Below are 18,941 nucleotides of genomic sequence, written 5' to 3'. Positions count from 1 at the left end.
TAGCTAACAAGTTGTTAGTGAGTGTGTAATGCGTTAATATGTTAAAAGATGTAGAGATGTTGTCTAAAGTCATTAATGTTCCTTTGCGCCGATGGTAGTCGGACTTACGTTCCGCAAGAGTAGGACGTTGCCAGGCAATTAAATAGGATGCGATGAGCCGAGACCGAGAGGTCTCTTTTTTTGTATTAAAAGGAGCTTAACTTCCAGTTCGAAGAACTGCAAACTGACAAAAGAAAGCGCTTGAAGCTGACGAAGTGAGCGAAAGACGAAACGAGCTTACAAGTGGTAAGTGAGTGAGGAAAGCGTGAAACTGAGAAAAGATGCGAGCGCTTGTCTAAAGTCAGGAAAGATCCTTAGCGCCGAAGGTAGCTGACTTACGTTCCGCAAGAGTAGGACGTTGCCAGGCAATTAAATAGGATGCGATGAGCCGAGACCGAGAGGTCTCTTTTTTTGTATTAAAAGGAGCTTAACTTCCAGTTCGAAGAACTGTAACATTGAGTTGATACACATGCATAAGTACCACTAGCTCAATAAATTGAGAGTGGTACTTTACTATTCTGAATTTTAGCCAGTAGGAAATCTAGCAAAGAAATTCATACTAGACCGTTAATGATTTAATCAGTGCGTCTGTATGTGCTTTGAGTTGTGATATTGGGATGCCACCGAAGCCTAGTATGAATTTAACTGTGCTTTGCTCACTATCATATTTATTAAAGGGTATTATTTTTAAATCATTTGCCTTTGCACGTTCTAAGCATTGCTTCATAGTCAAATGATTTTTAACAGTGAGTGTAAAATGCATACCCGCTAAAGCACCATCTATTGTTAATTGTGATTGATAGGGAGCTAATGCATTTAAAATTGTTGTTAATTTATGACGATATACATTTCTCATTTTATTGAGATGTCTTTCAAAACTACCTGATTTCATGAAGTGTGAAACTATTTTTTGTGTATGCGCAGGTACTGTATTTCCTTCTTTGTTTTCTAACTTGTCATATTTTGATAGTAAATTATTTGGTAAAACTAAATATGCAATTCGACAGCTTGGAAATAAAGATTTGGAAAAGGTACTAATATATATTACTTTGTCTTTAGTATCAAGACTTTGTAAAGCAGGAATGGGTTTGCCGAAGTAGCGAAATTCAGAATCATAATCATCTTCAATGATATATCTATCAGTGCTTTGTTGTGCCCAAGTGATAAGTTGGGTTCTTTTTTTTAAACTCATGACATAACCTGTTGGAAATTGGTGCGATGGCGTGACATATGCGATATTATTATTTGATTTCTGAAAGCAATCTATTTCTATTCCTGTACTATTTACTGGTACTTGAAGATAAGCAATTTGCTTTTTATCTAATACTTGCTTAATAGGTGGGTAGCTAGGATTTTCTATTAAAAACCGACCATCATTTAAAATGTCAGTTAAAAGGTTTATAAGCTGCTCTGTTGAAGATCCAATGATAATTTGTTCAGGTCGGCAGTTAACGCCACGGCTATTAAATAAGTAATGCGCAATTTCTTGTCTTAATGAAATTTCGCCCTTTAAATTAGCATGTTGTAGTAAATCAATTTCTTCATCTTCAAATGCATCTTTTGCATATTTTCTAAATTGTTTCATAGGAAAATATTCAGCATCAATTTCAGATAAATTAAATGCTAATGAATGGTCTGACTGTACTGCATCATGATTATTTTTTGAGTGATTATGAATATAGAATTGATCTGGTTTTCTTGTGACAATTGGAAGCGTTTCTATATCTGAAACAAAATAACCCGAACGCGGTTTAGAATAAATATACCCTTCATCTAATAATAGCTGATATGCATGTTCTATTGTTGTGTTACTTACAGATAAATGTTGTCCTAACACACGTTTAGACGGAAATTTATCTTCAGACTTATATTGTCCTTCAATAATTTGTTGTTTTAAATTTTCGTATAAATTGATATAAAGATGATTTTTAGACAATAAACTGACCCCCTAAATTATTTCAAAAGTGTACCTTTTTAAATACCAGTTTATCTTTTAAAATGAATTTAATCAACTAAGTAAAGGGGTAAATAAAATGTCTAAATTTACTGGATCAGAAAGAGTTAAAAGAGGAATGGCTGAAATGCAAAAGGGCGGCGTTATTATGGACGTTGTCAATGCTGAACAAGCGAAGATTGCAGAAGAGGCAGGAGCAGTTGCTGTAATGGCATTAGAACGTGTTCCTTCAGATATTAGAGCGGCTGGTGGCGTTGCTAGAATGGCCAATCCTAAAATCGTTGAAGAAGTAATGAATGCTGTTTCTATACCTGTAATGGCAAAAGGACGTATTGGTCATATAACAGAAGCACGTGTACTAGAAGCAATGGGTGTTGACTATATTGATGAATCAGAAGTTTTAACGCCTGCTGATGAAGAGTTCCACTTACGCAAAGATACTTTTACAGTACCATTTGTTTGTGGTTGTCGTAATTTAGGTGAAGCAGCGCGTCGTATAGGCGAAGGAGCGGCAATGCTACGTACAAAAGGCGAACCTGGTACTGGTAATATTGTTGAAGCTGTCAGACATATTAGACAAGTTAATGCTGAAGTAAGCCGTATAACAGTAATGAATGATGATGAAATTATGACGGAAGCTAAAAATATAGGCGCACCTTTTGATGTATTAAAATCAATTAAAGAAAATGGCAAGTTGCCAGTTGTGAATTTTGCAGCGGGTGGTGTAGCAACACCACAAGATGCTGCTTTGATGATGGAATTAGGTGCAGATGGCGTATTTGTTGGTTCTGGTATTTTTAAATCAGAAGATCCTGAAAAATTTGCAAAAGCAATTGTACAGGCTACGACACATTATCAAGATTACGAATTGATTGGTAGATTAGCTAAAGAGTTGGGAACAGCAATGAAAGGTTTAGACATTAATGATTTATCACTAGAAGAACGTATGCAAGAGCGTGGTTGGTAATATGAAAATAGGTGTTTTAGCTTTACAGGGTGCTGTGAGAGAACATTTGAAGCATATTGAATTAAGTGGCCACGAAGGTATTGCCATTAAACATGTGGAACAATTAGACGAAATTGATGGTCTTATACTACCAGGTGGTGAATCGACAACGTTACGCCGTTTAATGAATTTATATGGGTTTAAAGAAGCATTACAACAATCTAAATTACCTATGTTCGGGACTTGTGCAGGTCTTATAGTTATGGCAAAGGATATTGTTGGAGAAGAAGGATATCTCAATAAATTAGATATTACGGTTCAACGAAATTCGTTTGGAAGACAAGTGGATAGTTTTGAAAGTCATTTAAATATTACTGGTATAGCAGAAGATATAGAAGGTGTGTTTATCAGGGCACCACATATTGTAGAAGTACATGGGAATGCTACGATATTGAGCACAGTTAGTGAGAAAATTGTAGCAGTTCAAGAAGGCCGTTATTTAGGTGTATCTTTCCATCCAGAATTAACAGAAGATTATCGCGTAACGCAATATTTCATTGAACATATTGTAACACCTACGACAATTGAGAAAGTTTAATACAGCGCAAGAAAAAAACAGGTCAATTCCAAAATGGATTGACCTGTTTTTTTCTTTTTGTCAATTTAATTAGATAAAGAAACCTGCAATTGCTGCAGAAATAAATGATACAAGTGTTGCACCAAATAAAAGTTTCAAACCAAAGCGCGCTACCATATCACCTTTTTCATTGTTAAGTGATTTGATTGCGCCGGAAATAATACCAATAGAACTAAAGTTAGCAAAAGAAACAACAAATACGGAGATTACACCTTTAGCGTGGTCACTGATATTTTTAACTTCATTTAAACTTTGCATAGCGACAAATTCATTAGATAGTAATTTTGTTGCCATAATCGAGCCAGCTTGAACAGCATCGTCCCAAGGTACTCCAATTAAAAATGCTAATGGTGCAAATATAAATCCAATCAAAGTTTGGAAATCCCATGTAATACTTCCACCAGAAACTGCAGTGAAAATTGCACTCACAACACCGTTTAACAAAGCGATAATTGCTATATAACCGATAAGCATCGCACCTACAATTACAGCAACTTTAAACCCATCTAAAATATATTCCCCTAACATTTCGAAGAAGGATTGTTTTTCTGTTTCACTTTCTTCAACAATTAATTTATCTTCTTTTGCATCTACCTTATATGGATTGATAATAGAAGCAATGATAAACCCACCAAATAAGTTTAATACTACAGCTGTAACTACATATCTGGGTTCAATTAATGTGAAATAAGCCCCTATAATAGAAGCCGATACTGTAGACATCGCGGAAGCAGTTAATGTATAAAGACGTTGTTTAGGGATAAGTGCTAATTCTTTTTTGAGTGAAATGAAAACTTCTGATTGTCCCAAAATTGCCGCTGCCACCGCATTATATGATTCCAAGCGACCCATTCCGTTTACTTTAGAAATAGCTAAACCTAAATAATTAATAATGAACGGTAATATTTTTGTGTATTGTAAGATACCAATTAATGCTGAAATAAAAACGATTGGTAATAATACATTGAAGAAGAACGGTGGATTTTCAGGATCTACAAATTCAAATCCACCAAATACAAAATTGACACCTTCAGCAGCTTTAGCTAATAAATAATTAAAGCCATCTGAAATGCCACCAATGACCGTAATACCAAATTTTGTTTTTAATAATATAAACGCAAATACAAGTTGTATTACAAGTAATAAGCCGATGTATTGCCAGCGAATATTTTTTCTGTCAGAACTAAAGAGGAAAGCTAACCCAAGAAACACAGCTATACCAATTAAACCGATAATAATATGCATAATAATTCATCCCTTTAAATTTTTTCTTAATTCCTATAATACAATAAACAAGCGCTTACTTACATCTAAAAACGAAAAAATTTAAAACATATTGGTTGAAAAAGGTCAAAGTTGGTCATATAATATAGTCAAAGAAGGTCAAAAGAGGTGATAATCATGCATAACATGTCCGACATCATAGAACAGTACATTAAAAAATTATTTGAAGACACCAATGAAGACGTTGTTGAAATTCAACGTGCCAATATTGCACAGCGATTTGACTGTGTGCCTTCTCAACTAAACTATGTGATCAAAACACGTTTTACAAATGAACATGGTTATGAAATAGAAAGTAAAAGAGGTGGCGGTGGTTATATTCGAATCACTAAAATTGAAAACAAAGATGAAACAGGTTATATTAATCATTTACTTCAACTCATCGGACCATCTATTTCACAACAGCAAGCATATTACATCATAGATGGTTTGTTAGATAAAGCTTATATTAGTGAACGCGAAGCAAAAATGATTTACGCTGTAATCGATAGAGAAACTTTGAAAATGGATGTATTATCAAGAGATATTATACGTGCTAATATAGTGAAACGAATATTACATGTAATAAATTATTATTAAAGAAATTAAGAGAGGTGTTTAGTCGTGCTGTGCGAAAATTGTCATTTAAATGAAGCAGAGGTAAAGTTAGCAGTTAAAGGACAAGACGGTGTACATGAAAAATGGGTTTGTGCTACATGCGCGCAAGGCGGTAACCCGTGGACTCAAAACCAACAAATGCAGTCACAAGATGACATTGAAGGTGCGTTTGTTGTAAAACAAATATTACAACATTTAGCAGCGAAACACGGTATTGATTTCGATGAAATTGCATTTAAAGAAGAGAAGAGATGTCCTACTTGTCAAATGACATTAAAAGATATTGCGCATGTTGGTAAATTTGGTTGTGCAGACTGCTACGCAACTTTTAAAGATGACATTGTCGATATTGTACGACGTGTACAAGGTGGTCAAATCGAACACACTGGAAAAACACCGCGCTCTTCACATAGAAAGTTAGCTTTAAAAAAACAAATAGAAGAGAAAACGTCTTATTTAAATCAGTTGATTGAAGAACAAAATTTTGAAGAAGCTGCAGTTGTTAGAGATGAAATTAAAGCATTGAAAGAAGACAGCGAGGTGAAACATGATGAGTAAAAATGATATCAGCACTCACATTAGTGAGTGGATGAGAGACGAAGCAGAAAGTCCAATCGTAATGTCTTCGAGATTGCGTTTGGCCAGAAATTTAGAAAATCATGTACACCCTTTGATGTTTGCATCAGAACAAGATGGAAATAGAGTGATAAATGAAGTTCAAGATGCGCTTCCTAACATGTTTATACAGAGATTAGACACGATGGATCAACAGAGCAAATATAAACTTGTAGCGAAACATCTTATAAGTCCCGAGTTAATAAAGAGACCTGCTGCTGCAGTACTTTTAAATGAAGATGAATCTTTAAGCATTATGGTTAATGAAGAAGATCATATACGAATTCAAGCCATGGGTAATGATTTATCATTACAAACATTATACGAAAGAGCCTCTGCATTGGATGACACACTAGACAGTGAATTAGATGTGAGTTTTGATGAAACACTTGGTTATTTAACTACCTGTCCGACGAATATTGGTACTGGTATGAGAGCAAGCGTAATGTTACATTTACCTGGACTTACGATTATGAAGCGGATGAATAGAATCGCTCAAACGATAAATCGTTTTGGATTCACGATAAGAGGTATCTATGGTGAAGGTTCTCAAGTATACGGTCACATTTATCAAATTTCCAATCAACTGACACTTGGAAAAACAGAAGAAGAAATTATTGAAAGTTTAACTGAAGTAGTACAACAAATTATTAATGAAGAGATGCAAATTCGCGAACGACTAAGCAAGCATAATAAAATTGATACTTTAGATAGAGTATATCGTTCGTTAGGTATCTTAAAATATAGTAGACTAATATCTATGGAAGAAGCATCATTTAGATTAAGTGAAGTAAAATTAGGTATAGACTTAGACTATATTGATTTAGAAGACTTCAAATTTAATGAGTTGATGGTTGCAATTCAATCGCCATTCTTATTAGATGATGAAGATGATAGAACAGTTAACGAAAAAAGAGCAGATATATTAAGAGAACATATAAATTAGGAGGTCATGCTATGTTATTTGGTAGACTGACAGAACGTGCACAACGTGTATTGGCACATGCTCAAGAAGAAGCAATTCGCTTAAATCATTCAAATATAGGAACAGAACATTTACTTTTAGGTTTAATGAAAGAACCAGAAGGTATTGCAGCAAAAGTGTTGGAATCTTTTGATATTACTGAAGAAAAAGTAGTAACAGAAGTTGAAAAATTAATTGGCCACGGTCAAGAACAAATGGGTGCGTTACATTACACACCTCGTGCTAAAAAAGTTATTGAGTTATCAATGGATGAAGCAAGAAAATTACACCATAACTTCGTCGGCACAGAGCATATATTACTCGGCTTAATTAGAGAAAATGAAGGCGTGGCTGCACGTGTTTTTGCTAATTTAGACTTAAACATTACTAAAGCACGCGCTCAAGTAGTGAAAGCTTTAGGAAGTCCTGAAATGAGTAATAAAAATGCACAGGCAAATAAATCCAATAATACGCCAACGTTAGATAGCCTTGCACGTGATTTAACAGTAATTGCTAATGATGGCACACTAGATCCTGTCATTGGCAGAGATAAAGAAATCACGCGTGTGATTGAAGTATTGAGCAGACGTACTAAGAACAACCCAGTATTAATTGGGGAACCAGGTGTCGGTAAAACAGCAATTGCTGAAGGTTTAGCACTTGCAATTGTTAATAATGAAGTACCTGAAACACTTAAAGGTAAACGTGTGATGTCATTAGATATGGGAACAGTCGTTGCTGGTACGAAATATCGTGGTGAATTTGAAGAACGCTTGAAAAAAGTTATGGAAGAAATTCACCAAGCAGGTAACGTCATTCTTTTCATTGATGAGCTACACACATTAGTAGGTGCTGGTGGTGCAGAAGGTGCTATCGATGCATCAAATATCTTAAAACCAGCATTGGCACGTGGCGAACTACAATGTATCGGTGCGACTACACTAGATGAATACCGTAAAAATATTGAAAAAGATGCAGCGTTAGAACGTCGTTTCCAACCTGTTCAAGTAGATGAACCAACTGTTGAAGATACAATTGAAATCTTAAAAGGTTTACGTGATCGTTATGAAGCACATCATCGCATTAACATTTCTGATGAAGCTTTAGAATCAGCAGCGAAATTAAGTCATCGCTATGTATCTGATCGTTTCTTACCAGATAAAGCCATCGACTTAATTGATGAAGCAAGTTCAAAAGTAAGACTAAAAAGCCATACAACACCACCAAACTTAAAAGAGTTGGAACAAGAAATTGAACAAGTGAAAAATGAAAAAGATGCAGCTGTACATGCACAAGAATTTGAAAATGCAGCTAATTTACGTGATAAACAAACTAAATTAGAAAAACAATACGAAGAAGCAAACAATAATTGGAAAAATAGCCAAAACGGCGCGAACACATCCTTATCTGAAGAAGATATTGGTGAAGTTATCGCTGGTTGGACTGGCATTCCATTAACAAAAATTAATGAAACAGAATCTGATCGCTTGCTTAACTTGGAAGATACGTTGCATAAACGTGTTATTGGTCAAAAAGAAGCAGTGACATCAATCAGTAAAGCAGTGAGACGTGCAAGAGCTGGATTAAAAGATCCTAAAAGACCAATTGGTAGCTTTATCTTCTTAGGCCCTACAGGTGTCGGTAAAACAGAATTAGCACGTGCATTAGCAGAAACAATGTTTGGTGAAGATGATGCAATGATTCGTGTAGACATGAGTGAGTTCATGGAAAAACATGCTGTCAGCCGTTTAGTAGGAGCGCCTCCAGGCTATGTTGGTCATGATGATGGCGGTCAATTAACTGAAAAAGTAAGACGTAAACCATATTCAGTTATATTATTTGATGAAATCGAAAAAGCGCACCCTGATGTATTTAATATCTTGTTACAAGTATTAGATGACGGACATCTAACAGATACAAAAGGTCGTCAAGTAGACTTCCGTAATACTGTGATTATTATGACATCTAACGTTGGTGCCCAAGAATTACAAGATCAACGTTTTGCAGGATTTGGCGGCGCATCTGAAGGACAAGATTATGAATCAATCCGTAAGACAATGATGAAAGAATTGAAAAATGCTTTCCGTCCAGAATTCTTAAACCGTGTAGATGACATCATTGTATTCCACAAACTTTCTCAAGATGAATTGAAAGAAATTGTGACAATGATGGTAAATAAACTTACAGATCGTTTATCAGAACAAGATATCGACATTATCGTGTCTGATGCAGCTAAAGAACGCATCGCTAAAGAAGGATATGACCCAGAGTATGGTGCTAGACCACTGATTCGAGAAATTCAAAAAACAATTGAAGATAACTTGAGTGAGTTAATCTTAGATGGTAACCAAATCGAAGGTAAAAATGTCTATATCGATCATGACGGTAAAGAATATAAATATGATATTAAAGATAGAACAGAAGATAAAAAAGAAAAAGAAACTTCTGAATCATAAAATTAGATAAATATAGGTAATAGTGCCAACGCGTTTCTCAAGTATTTATATATAGCTTGAGAAACGCTTTTTTTATTAAGCAAATGTGATACAGTATGATGAAGAAATATGATGTTAACTTGTATCTAATTTGAATATCAAGAAAGTATATCTTTTTGATGGTGCTATAGACATAATAGTGTTATTTTAAAAAAATAGATTTTTGCAATATATTCATTTGTATATTACAATATAAAGCTATTTATTTAGCATATAAAATATCAAAATAAATCATTTGTAAATAAAATTTGTTTTTACATAAACATAGGTATAAAATAGATTTGTTCAATAAAGATGGAGGTGCAGTTTTGGCCAAAAAGAAAGTGGTTTTTGAATGTATGGCATGTGGTTACCAGTCGCCTAAATGGATGGGGAAATGTCCTAACTGTGGTGGATGGAATCAAATGGAAGAAATAATAGAACAGAAAACGACAAGCCCAAAACATGGTGTACGTAGTCGCGAAAATACTGCCAAAGTACAGAAGTTAAATGATATTAAGCATGAGACAACACCACGTATTAAAACGAATTCAGCAGAATTTAATCGAGTGCTTGGTGGCGGGGTTGTAAATGGTTCGCTTGTATTAATTGGTGGCGATCCAGGTATCGGTAAATCAACACTATTGTTACAAATATGTGCTGCATTATCACAAGATAAAAATGTTTTATATATAACTGGTGAAGAATCATTAAACCAAACAAAATTAAGAGCGGATCGATTAGATGAAGACTCAAGTAATTTAAATGTATTTGCAGAAACAGATTTAGAAGTGATACATGAGACAGTTAAACAATTGAAGCCTGATTTGCTTGTTGTAGATTCTATACAGACCATTTTCCACCCTGAAATCAGCTCTGCGCCCGGTTCGGTATCTCAGGTGAGGGAGAGTACACAGAGCTTGATGAATATAGCTAAACAACTAAATATTGCCACTTTTATTGTTGGTCATGTAACGAAAGAAGGTCAGATTGCAGGGCCTCGTCTGTTAGAACATATGGTAGATACGGTACTTTATTTTGAAGGTGATGAGCATCATGCTTATCGTATTTTAAGAGCGGTGAAAAACCGTTTTGGCTCTACGAATGAAATGGGTATTTTTGAAATGAAGCAGAGTGGATTAAAAGGTGTTAAAAACCCTTCAGAAATGTTTTTAGAAGAGCGTTCTACGAATGTTCCAGGTTCAACAATCGTGTCTACGATGGAAGGTACAAGACCATTATTAATTGAAGTTCAAGCCTTAGTAACACCAACAACCTTTAATAACCCTAGACGTATGGCTACAGGAATAGATCACAATCGTTTAAGTTTGTTGATGGCTGTATTAGAGAAAAAAGAGAATTATTTACTGCAACAACAAGATGCTTATATTAAAGTAGCTGGTGGCGTAAGATTAACAGAACCTGCTGTCGATTTAGGAATCATTGTTGCTACAGCCTCAAGTTTTAAAGATTTAACTGTAGATGGATTAGATTGTTTTATTGGTGAGGTTGGTTTAACCGGAGAAGTGAGACGTGTTTCTCGCATTGAACAACGTGTACAAGAAGCGGAAAAACTAGGTTTTAAACGCATTATTATTCCTGAATCTAATATTGGGGGCTGGGGATTTCCTAGCAATATCAAAGTCATTGGTGTGACAAATGTGCACGAGGCATTAAAATATGCCTTAACAAAACATTAATCAACAACATATATTTAAATGATTACATGGCTCATGTAATCAAAATAGCTTTCATGCGAAAGGAGCGTTAGCATTTGAACATGATAAGACTCATTGTAATCTTGTGCTATATTATACTGGGTGCAAGTTTAGGCGTGTATCTTATTCCAGAAATTATTGCAGATGCTGGTTTGAGTCATTTCATGCTACTTACAAATAATTATTTCAATGGGCTATTAGGGATTATACTATTTTTTGTAATCTTTGGATGGTTTATTAAAAAGGTAACTTTAGCAATGAAAGATCTAGAACAAATGATTATGCGTCAAAGTGCGATAGAAATATTGTTTGCCACAATTGGACTCATTATAGGGTTGCTTATTTCCGTAATGATATCATTTATTTTCCAAATTATTGGCAACAATGTGTTAAATCATTTTGTACCAATCATTGTTACAATCATATTGGGATATTTAGGTTTTCTATTTGGTTTACGTAAGCGTGATGAAATGCTTTTGTTTTTGCCAGAAAACATGACGCGTTCTATGGCTATGAACACACGAAATGCGATGCCAAAAGTGATTGATACGAGTGCAATTATAGATGGACGTATTCTAGATGTTTTAGAATGTGGTTTTGTAGATGGAGAAATCCTAATTCCGCAAGGTGTGATTAATGAACTGCAAGTCATTGCAGATGCGAACGATAGTGTGAAGAGAGAAAAAGGGCAAAGAGGCTTAGATATGCTAAATGCATTACATGATGCACAACACCCTACACGTATCATACAACCTACAAAATCACACAGTGATATAGATGCAATGTTAATTAAACTAGCGCTCCATTATAGAGCTCAAATTATAACTACAGATTTTAATTTAAATAAAGTTTGTCATATACAGGGGATTCAAGTACTAAATGTCAATGATTTATCAGAAGCCATTAAGCCAACGGTTCACCAAGGTGATCGACTTAACTTATTGTTAACTAAGATGGGCAAAGAAGCCGGACAAGCAGTGGGTTACTTAGAGGATGGTACAATGGTTGTCGTAGATAATGCTAAAAAACATATTGGTGAGCACGTTGATTTAGAAGTCGTCAGTTTATTACAAACATCTTCTGGACGCATTATTTTTGCGAAAAAAATATATTGAAATTGAAGTGAAGGTTTCATTTGAAATGTAGCAACAACAGTTACAGTTTCACATGAAACCTTTTTTAGCGTAAAACACTAAATAGAGAAGATGTAAAAGAATTCTTATATAAACAGTTAAATTTAAGCGCGGTAATATCATAATCAGCTTTAAAGTGCTACAATAGATAGCGAAATTGTATTACTATATTTAGAATTATACTGTTGAATTTAAAAACAAAGAAATGTTTGATTTTAATATAGTAATGCTTTAAAAAATGATGAGCTATGATATTATAAGTAAGCGAACAAGCAATATACTTTAAATGCTGAAACATTATTTTTTAATATGAACTTCATTGGAGTCGTGTTGACATAAGCGTTGTGTATTTTATGGGTAAACACAGTTAAGATGAAAAAAATAAAATTAAATCGTAAAAATTTTAAACAGGAGTGAACATAATGAGTAATCGTGTAAGAGTTAGATATGCACCAAGTCCAACAGGCTATTTGCATATTGGTAATGCAAGAACTGCATTATTTAACTATTTATTTGCTAAACATTATGATGGAGATTTTGTAATACGTATAGAAGATACGGATAGCAAACGTAATTTAGAAGACGGAGAATCATCACAATTCGATAACCTAAAATGGTTAGGTATTGATTGGGACGAATCAGTAGATAAAGATAAAGGTTATGGTCCTTACCGTCAGTCAGAACGCGCTGAAATATATAATCCACTTATCCAACAATTATTAGATGAAGATAAAGCATATAAATGTTATATGACAGAAGAAGAGTTAGAAGCAGAACGTGAACAACAAATTGCGCGTGGTGAAATGTCACGTTATGGTGGGAAACATGCACATTTAACTGAGGAAGAGCGCCAACAATTTGAAGCCGAAGGACGTAAACCATCTATTCGTTTTCGTGTTCCAAAAGATACATCTTATAAATTCGATGATATGGTTAAAGGTGAAATTTCATTTGACTCAAACAATATGGGAGATTGGGTAATTGTCAAAAAAGACGGTATACCAACATATAACTTTGCCGTAGCTGTTGATGATCATTACATGGAAATTTCAGACGTTATACGTGGTGACGACCATATCTCTAATACACCAAAACAATTAATGATTTATGACACATTTGGTTGGGAACCACCAAGATTTGCGCATATGTCATTGATTGTAAATGAAGAACGCAAAAAATTAAGTAAACGTGATGGCCAAATACTTCAATTTATTGAACAGTATAGAGATTTAGGTTACTTACCTGAAGCATTATTTAACTTTATTACATTGTTAGGTTGGTCTCCTGAAGGTGAAGATGAAATCTATTCTAAAGAAGAGTTCATCAAAATCTTCGACGAAAAACGTTTATCTAAATCACCTGCATTTTTTGATAAACAAAAATTAGCTTGGATTAACAACCAATATATGAAGCAAAAAGATACTGAAACAGTATTTGAACTTGCTTTCCCACATTTAGTTAAAGCGGAATTATTACCTGAAAACCCTTCTGAAGAAGATAAAGCATGGGGTCGTAAACTTATTGCACTTTATCAGAAAGAAATGAGTTATGCTGGCGAAATTGTTCCGTTATCTGAAATTTTCTTCAGAGATGAACAAACATTAGGTGAAGATGAGCAAGAAGTTATTGATGGTGAACAAGTTCCTGAACTTATGAACCATTTATATGGCAAATTAGAAGCTTTAGAACCTTTTGAAGCTGCTGAAATTAAAAAGACAATTAAAGAAGTTCAAAAAGAAACAGGCATCAAAGGTAAACAATTGTTTATGCCGATACGTGTAGCTGTAACTGGACAAATGCATGGACCAGAGCTACCAAATACAATTGAAGTTTTAGGTAAAGACAAAGTGTTGAACCGCTTAAAAAAATACGTTTAATGCATAGTGTGAATAAAAAGGCTTAAAGGTATAACACTTGAAAAATTACAATTTACCAACTATTATAATATGTGAATTGGCTAAAGGATTAGTATGCAATGGTATGTGTCAAGAGAGTGTGCGGTCGCTGTGAGCACAACACAAACATTGTTGAATGCACCTTTAGTTTGAAGAATTAAATAATGTAAATGAGTCAATATAAGTTGTATTACTACGTGATTGAGGAATCAGCTTATTAAAAAAGAGTGGAACCGTGCAAAGCACCTCTAACAATATGATGTTGGAGGTGCTTTTTTAATAAGGAGGTCGCAACCTTGTTTGAAATTTTGAAAAGAATCAAAGATGATGTAAATATGGTGTTTGAGCAAGACCCAGCAGCACGTACGACATTAGAAGTGGTTACATCTTATGCCGGAGTACATGCAGTGTGGAGTCATTTAATTGCAAATGCTTTATATAAAAAGAAAAAATATGTATTAGCAAGATTGATTTCTCAAATTACACGCTTCTTTACAGGGATAGAAATACATCCAGGCGCTCAAATTGGCAAGCGTTTATTTATTGATCACGGTATGGGCGTAGTGATAGGTGAAACATGTAGGATTGGTGATAATGTTACTATTTATCAAGGTGTTACTTTAGGTGGAACAGGTAAAGAAAAAGGAAAGCGTCATCCTGATATTGGAGACAATGTACTAATTGCAGCGGGAGCAAAAGTACTTGGTAATATTAAAATTAATTCAAATGTTAATATTGGCGCGAATTCCGTAGTGTTGAACTCGGTGCCTAGCTATTCTACAGTAGTCGGCATACCAGGACATATTGTAAAACAAGACGGAAGAAGAATCGGTAAAACATTTGACCATCGTAATTTACCTGACCCTATTTATGAGCAATTAAAACAATTAGAGAAACAACTTGAGAAAACAAGAAATGGAGAGATTCAAGATGATTACATTATATAATACACTTACACGTCAAAAAGAAACGTTTAAGTCAATAGAACCAGGTAAGGTTAAGATGTATGTTTGTGGACCAACTGTATATAATTACATTCATATTGGGAACGCAAGACCTGCAATTAACTATGATGTTGTTAGAAGATATCTTGAGTACCAAGGCTATGAAGTGATTTATGTTTCAAACTTTACGGACGTAGATGATAAATTAATAAAACGCTCCAAAGAATTAAATGAACCAGTAAATACAATAGCTAACCGCTATATCGATGCATTTTATGAAGATGTGGGCGCATTAAATGTCAAAAAAGCGACTTCAAATCCAAGAGTCATGAATCATATGGACGATATTATTAAGTTTATAGAAGAACTTATAGAAGAAGGATACGCTTATGAAAGTGGTGGCGATGTTTATTTCAGAACACGTAAATTTGAAGATTATGGTAAATTAAGCCATCAATCGTTGAATGATTTAAAAGTAGGTGCACGTATTGAGCAAGGGGAACAAAAAGAAGATGCACTCGATTTTACATTATGGAAACAGGCGAAACCAGATGAAATTAGTTGGGATAGTCCATTTGGCAAAGGTAGACCAGGCTGGCATATTGAATGTTCAGTGATGGCTTATCACGAGCTAGGGGCAACAATTGATATTCATGCGGGTGGTACAGACTTACAATTTCCACACCATGAAAATGAAATTGCTCAATCAGAAGCACATAACCATGCGCCATTCGCAAATTATTGGATGCATAATGGTTTCATCAACATAGATAATGAAAAAATGAGTAAGTCATTGGGCAATTTTGTCTTAGTGCATGACATTATTAAAGAAATCGATCCAGATGTCTTACGCTTTTTTATGATTAGTGTACATTATAGAAGCCCGATTAACTATAACATGGAGCTTGTTGGGGCAGCTAAAAGTGGATTAGAACGTATTCGTAATAGTTATCAATCCCTTGAAGAGCGAGAAGCAATTGCAACTAATATTGAAGCGCAAGACCAATATATTGATGAAATCAATCAAATATTAGATCAGTTTGAAACAGTTATGAATGATGATTTCAATACTGCTAATGCCATCACAGCTTGGTATGATTTATCAAAACTAGCGAATAAATATGTCTTGGAAAATACGACATCTACCAAAGTGATTGCACGTTTTAAAGAAGTTTATCAAATTTTCAGTGATGTTTTAGGTGTTCCTTTAAAAGCATCAAACAGTGATGAATTATTAGACGAAGATGTCGAAGCGCTCATTGAAGAACGAAATCATGCACGAAAAAATAAAGATTTTGCACGTGCAGACGAAATTCGTGACCAGTTAAAAGAACAAAATATTATTTTAGAAGATACGCCACAAGGTGTGAGATTCAAACGTGGGTAACATGAATAATAAGTTGTTAAATCCATTAACTTTAGCATATATGGGTGACGCCGTTTTAGATCAATTTGTAAGAGAATACATTATATTGAAGTTAAAAGCGAAACCCAATCGTCTACATCAAGAGGCTAAGCGTTATGTTTCTGCAAAAAGTCAGGCGCAATCACTTGAGTACTTATTTGAAAGTAACTGGTTTACAGATGAAGAATTAGATATCGTGCGTCGAGGCAGAAATGCTAAGAGTTATACTAAAGCCAAAAACACAGATATTCAAACCTATCGAAAAAGTTCAGGTTTAGAAGCAATCCTCGGATTTTTATATCTAGAAAAAAATCAAGAACGACTCACCTCGTTGCTTGAATGCATTGTAAAAAATGTAGATGAAAGGTAGTGAGACTTTGGAAGAGATTGTAATCGTAGGTCGTCATGCCGTAAAAGAAGCGATTGTTTCTGGGCATACAATTAATAAGGTTTTAATTCAGGATACAGTAAAAAAAGGACAAATCAATGATATTTTAAAAAAGGCAAATAGTAACAAAATCATTGTACAAGCAGTGCCAAAATCGAAATTAGATGGTTTGTCTGATGCACCTCACCAAGGTGTCGCTGCATACATTGCACCATATGAATATGCAGATTTTGATGCGTTTTTAGCACAACAAAAAGATAACGAAAAACTATCTACTGTTCTAATTTTGGATGGCTTAGAAGATCCCCATAATTTAGGATCAATTTTAAGAACTGCGGACGCTTCAGGTGTGGATGGCATCATTATTCCTAAAAGGCGGTCGGTTGCACTCACACAGACAGTTGCAAAAGCATCTACAGGTGCGATTGAACATGTACCTGTCATGCGTGTTACAAACTTAGCGAATACTATTGAAACATTAAAAGATCATGGTTATTGGGTAGTTGGTGCTGAAGCGGAAAATTCAACAGATTATCGTGAAATGGATGCCGGTATGCCATTAGCAATCGTTATCGGAAGTGAAGGCCAAGGTATGAGCCGACTTACAAAAGATAAATGCGACTTTTATATAAATATTCCGATGGTAGGGCATGTAAATAGTTTGAATGCCTCTGTTGCGGCAAGTTTAATGATGTATGAAGTCTACCGTAAACGTAATCAGATTGGAGAAAAACCATGAAGGATCGTTTCTTGATTATTGACGGTTATAATATGATTGGCCAATCACAAGATTTAAGTCAAATAGCCCAAGAAAATTTGGAAGAAGCACGTGATCAGCTACTAACTGCGATTGCAAATTATAATGCAGTCATAGCTGATGAGGTTGTTTGTGTGTTTGACGCTTACGAACAATCGGGCATGTCGTCAGAATATATGTATCATGGTGTGAAGATTGTCTTTACTAAAGAAAAAGAAACAGCAGACAGTTTTATAGAAAAATATGTGTATGATTTATATGACAAACATACAAGACACATCACAGTGGTAACAAGTGATATGAGTGAACAACATGCCATATTTGGTGCGGGTGCTTATCGTATCTCTTCAAGAGAGATGTGGAGAGACTTGAGAGAAAATGAAGTTTCGGTTTCAAAAAAGCTTGAAGGGTTCAATGAGCAGAAGCCACGGACGCGTATAGAGCTGTCCAATGAAATTTTGGAAGAATTTGAAAAAATCAGAAGGGGTAACAATCATAAATAAGAAGATTGTCCCCTTGCTTTTTTTACAGAGTACTTTGTATGCTAACTTTAACCTAATGAAAGGATTTAAAGTATGCTACAAAGAACAAACCATCAAGAACCAACATCAGTCTCAAAAAGCAAATGGCAAGATATTCATTTCTTAATCGATTTACTAGAGAAATTACAGCCACATATATTGAAATGTTTGAATCATTTTTCAATACATCCAGATGACAAAGAAGATCTACAACAAGAAATACTTTTTAAATTATTCAAAGCGTTAAGACAATTTGATTTTTCTAAAGAAATCCCATTGGTACATTATGTAAATCGCACTATCAAAAATGCCAAAAATGATTATATAAGAAAAAAATCAGCAGATTTAAGACGGCAAAGATTGTTAGAAAACGAAATGTTAATTAGTGTCCAAATGTTAAGGCAAACCCGACAAACGGATGAAATTATTTTAAGAAACGAAAAACTGACGATGCTGCATCAAAGAATTGAAAAATTAACAGAGCTAGAACAAGGCATTATAAATTATATTTTAAAGGACTATAAACCATCTGAAATTGCCTGCATTTTAAATCTAAATGTTAAAATAGTTTACAATACGATACATAGATGTAAACTGAAATTGAAGCGTGCATTTAACCCAAAGCGTCCGAATTAAAATCAGTGATTGATAGGTATTAATTGATTTTTGG

At 34.5% G+C, this 18,941-nt stretch carries 17 protein-coding genes; 15 read left to right on the top strand and 2 right to left on the bottom strand.

What is annotated here, in order from left to right; all coding sequences use genetic code 11:
* Positions 1 to 598 precede the first annotated feature (598 nt).
* A complete protein-coding gene (pdxR, locus tag KA856_RS12320) occupies positions 599 to 1,975 on the bottom strand; it encodes a MocR-like pyridoxine biosynthesis transcription factor PdxR (RefSeq protein WP_107385917.1) in 1,377 nt (458 codons plus the stop codon).
* 97 nt (positions 1,976 to 2,072) lie between these two features.
* On the opposite strand from pdxR, the gene pdxS reads away from it, so the two are divergent.
* A complete protein-coding gene (gene pdxS, locus KA856_RS12315) occupies positions 2,073 to 2,960 on the top strand; it encodes a pyridoxal 5'-phosphate synthase lyase subunit PdxS (protein ID WP_019468591.1) in 888 nt (295 codons plus the stop codon).
* Position 2,961: 1 nt separating this feature from the next.
* Positions 2,962 to 3,537: a pyridoxal 5'-phosphate synthase glutaminase subunit PdxT gene (gene pdxT / locus KA856_RS12310; protein WP_107385918.1), complete on the top strand. Its 576-nt coding sequence runs from the start codon at positions 2,962 to 2,964 to the stop codon at positions 3,535 to 3,537.
* Positions 3,538 to 3,606: 69 nt separating this feature from the next.
* Here pdxT and KA856_RS12305 read toward each other — a convergent pair whose 3' ends face one another.
* Positions 3,607 to 4,821 carry a NupC/NupG family nucleoside CNT transporter gene (locus tag KA856_RS12305; protein ID WP_107384973.1) on the bottom strand — a complete coding sequence of 405 codons (1,215 nt, stop codon included), beginning with the start codon at positions 4,819 to 4,821 and terminating at the stop codon, positions 3,607 to 3,609.
* Positions 4,822 to 4,977: 156 nt separating this feature from the next.
* Between KA856_RS12305 and KA856_RS12300 the strand changes: the two genes are divergently transcribed.
* The 13 genes from KA856_RS12300 (at position 4,978) to KA856_RS12240 (ending at position 18,907) form a co-directional block, all read left to right on the top strand.
* Complete coding sequence (locus KA856_RS12300) at positions 4,978 to 5,439, top strand: CtsR family transcriptional regulator (protein WP_019468588.1); 462 nt, start codon at positions 4,978 to 4,980, stop codon at positions 5,437 to 5,439.
* 24 nt (positions 5,440 to 5,463) lie between these two features.
* Positions 5,464 to 6,015, top strand: a complete 552-nt coding sequence (locus KA856_RS12295) for a UvrB/UvrC motif-containing protein (RefSeq protein WP_019468587.1) — start codon at positions 5,464 to 5,466, stop codon at positions 6,013 to 6,015.
* The gene (locus KA856_RS12290) at positions 6,008 to 7,018 is read left to right on the top strand and encodes a protein arginine kinase (RefSeq protein WP_181187688.1); all 1,011 of its coding nucleotides are present in this window, start codon (positions 6,008 to 6,010) and stop codon (positions 7,016 to 7,018) included. Before KA856_RS12295 ends, KA856_RS12290 begins: the two co-directional genes overlap by 8 nt.
* Before the next feature lie 11 nt (positions 7,019 to 7,029).
* Entirely contained in the window at positions 7,030 to 9,492 is a 2,463-nt protein-coding gene (locus KA856_RS12285; RefSeq protein ID WP_107384975.1) for an ATP-dependent Clp protease ATP-binding subunit, read from the top strand.
* Positions 9,493 to 9,839: 347 nt separating this feature from the next.
* A complete protein-coding gene (radA, locus tag KA856_RS12280) occupies positions 9,840 to 11,210 on the top strand; it encodes a DNA repair protein RadA (protein WP_107385920.1) in 1,371 nt (456 codons plus the stop codon).
* Between the two features lie 74 nt (positions 11,211 to 11,284).
* The gene (locus tag KA856_RS12275; protein WP_181187643.1) at positions 11,285 to 12,343 is read left to right on the top strand and encodes a PIN/TRAM domain-containing protein; all 1,059 of its coding nucleotides are present in this window, start codon (positions 11,285 to 11,287) and stop codon (positions 12,341 to 12,343) included.
* A gap of 440 nt (positions 12,344 to 12,783) precedes the next feature.
* Positions 12,784 to 14,238 carry a glutamate--tRNA ligase gene (gene gltX / locus KA856_RS12270; RefSeq protein WP_210138743.1) on the top strand — a complete coding sequence of 485 codons (1,455 nt, stop codon included), beginning with the start codon at positions 12,784 to 12,786 and terminating at the stop codon, positions 14,236 to 14,238.
* Between the two features lie 323 nt (positions 14,239 to 14,561).
* On the top strand, positions 14,562 to 15,203 hold the full coding sequence (cysE, locus tag KA856_RS12265; RefSeq protein WP_210138747.1) for a serine O-acetyltransferase: 642 nt from the start codon (positions 14,562 to 14,564) through the stop codon (positions 15,201 to 15,203).
* On the top strand, positions 15,187 to 16,587 hold the full coding sequence (gene cysS, locus KA856_RS12260) for a cysteine--tRNA ligase (RefSeq protein ID WP_107385922.1): 1,401 nt from the start codon (positions 15,187 to 15,189) through the stop codon (positions 16,585 to 16,587). Before cysE ends, cysS begins: the two co-directional genes overlap by 17 nt.
* A 1-nt stretch (position 16,588) precedes the next feature.
* Positions 16,589 to 16,975 (top strand): Mini-ribonuclease 3, encoded by a 387-nt coding sequence (locus KA856_RS12255; RefSeq protein WP_107385934.1) that lies wholly within the window; start codon positions 16,589 to 16,591, stop codon positions 16,973 to 16,975.
* 7 nt (positions 16,976 to 16,982) lie between these two features.
* A complete protein-coding gene (gene rlmB, locus KA856_RS12250; RefSeq protein ID WP_107384253.1) occupies positions 16,983 to 17,732 on the top strand; it encodes a 23S rRNA (guanosine(2251)-2'-O)-methyltransferase RlmB in 750 nt (249 codons plus the stop codon).
* Positions 17,729 to 18,253, top strand: coding sequence for an NYN domain-containing protein (locus tag KA856_RS12245; RefSeq protein ID WP_019468577.1), 525 nt, complete (start codon positions 17,729 to 17,731; stop codon positions 18,251 to 18,253). The genes rlmB and KA856_RS12245 overlap by 4 nt, the downstream gene beginning before the upstream one ends.
* A gap of 72 nt (positions 18,254 to 18,325) precedes the next feature.
* A complete protein-coding gene (locus KA856_RS12240; RefSeq protein ID WP_107385923.1) occupies positions 18,326 to 18,907 on the top strand; it encodes a sigma-70 family RNA polymerase sigma factor in 582 nt (193 codons plus the stop codon).
* Positions 18,908 to 18,941 lie beyond the last annotated feature (34 nt).

Source organism: Staphylococcus sp. GDB9P120P, from assembly GCF_017893435.1.
Lineage (GTDB): Bacteria > Bacillota > Bacilli > Staphylococcales > Staphylococcaceae > Staphylococcus > Staphylococcus cohnii.
The sequence above is the reverse complement of the archived record's forward strand: the minus strand, read 5'-3'. Positions and strand labels throughout refer to the sequence as shown.

Coding starts and splice junctions, on each gene's coding strand:
- KA856_RS12305 (WP_107384973.1), bottom strand. CDS start 4,821: ATGCATATTATTATCGGTTTAATTGGTATAGCTGTGTTTCTTGGGTTA.
- pdxS (WP_019468591.1), top strand. CDS start 2,073: ATGTCTAAATTTACTGGATCAGAAAGAGTTAAAAGAGGAATGGCTGAA.
- cysS (WP_107385922.1), top strand. CDS start 15,187: ATGATTACATTATATAATACACTTACACGTCAAAAAGAAACGTTTAAG.
- KA856_RS12245 (WP_019468577.1), top strand. CDS start 17,729: ATGAAGGATCGTTTCTTGATTATTGACGGTTATAATATGATTGGCCAA.
- KA856_RS12290 (WP_181187688.1), top strand. CDS start 6,008: ATGAGTAAAAATGATATCAGCACTCACATTAGTGAGTGGATGAGAGAC.
- gltX (WP_210138743.1), top strand. CDS start 12,784: ATGAGTAATCGTGTAAGAGTTAGATATGCACCAAGTCCAACAGGCTAT.
- pdxT (WP_107385918.1), top strand. CDS start 2,962: ATGAAAATAGGTGTTTTAGCTTTACAGGGTGCTGTGAGAGAACATTTG.
- KA856_RS12285 (WP_107384975.1), top strand. CDS start 7,030: ATGTTATTTGGTAGACTGACAGAACGTGCACAACGTGTATTGGCACAT.
- KA856_RS12300 (WP_019468588.1), top strand. CDS start 4,978: ATGCATAACATGTCCGACATCATAGAACAGTACATTAAAAAATTATTT.
- KA856_RS12255 (WP_107385934.1), top strand. CDS start 16,589: ATGAATAATAAGTTGTTAAATCCATTAACTTTAGCATATATGGGTGAC.
- KA856_RS12240 (WP_107385923.1), top strand. CDS start 18,326: ATGCTACAAAGAACAAACCATCAAGAACCAACATCAGTCTCAAAAAGC.